At 40.3% G+C, this 635-nt stretch carries 1 protein-coding gene; it reads left to right on the top strand.

All coding sequences use genetic code 11. From position 1 onward, the window contains the following. Window positions 1-635 (top strand): Ig-like domain-containing protein (locus BAZO_RS01655; protein ID WP_003329472.1); only part of this gene is annotated, 635 nt, incomplete at both ends.

Here is a 635-nt window from a genome sequence, read left to right as displayed (position 1 = left end):
ATCAATATCAAACTTCTGATATTCGTATGGGCGTTGACAATGATGGGAATACCATCGTTCGATTCACTAACCCACCTGCTACTTGGGGAATTGCTAATGGCCTCCACTTCAATGTTAACATTGCACTTGACCTCGGAGATTTTGTCACACAGACAGGAATTCGTATCGCAGATGCAGTTAACGGCACACACTATAGTTTCAATGGTGCGGTAGTAACAGACCATGATTACACTAATATTGCTGATGATAACAATGCTACTTCTTTAAATACACATGCCCTTGACCCTGGATACGACCTCCTTCAACAGGTTCCAACAATCGAAGATGTTTATGATACAGATACAACTATTTCCGGAACTGGTGTTCCAGGAGCAACAATCGAGATTAAAGCTGGTGGTAAAGTTATCGGCACTGGTACTGTAGGAACAAATGGTATTTATCATGTTACAATTTCTCCTAAACAAAATGAGAATGTAACTATTGAAGTCCGCCAAAACACTAGTGTAGGTATGAGTGCTGCAGCAACAACAACCGTTAAACATAAAGTCTCTGAAATTCCTGCGCCAAAGGTAAATACTATCCATGAAGGTGATACAGTAGTAACTGGTACTGGACATACTCCTGGTAATACTATT

The sequence above is a fragment of the Schinkia azotoformans LMG 9581 genome (genome assembly GCF_000307855.1).
Taxonomy (GTDB): Bacteria; Bacillota; Bacilli; order Bacillales; family Bacillaceae_J; genus Schinkia; species Schinkia azotoformans.
This window is presented reverse-complemented; position numbering and strand designations above follow the sequence as displayed.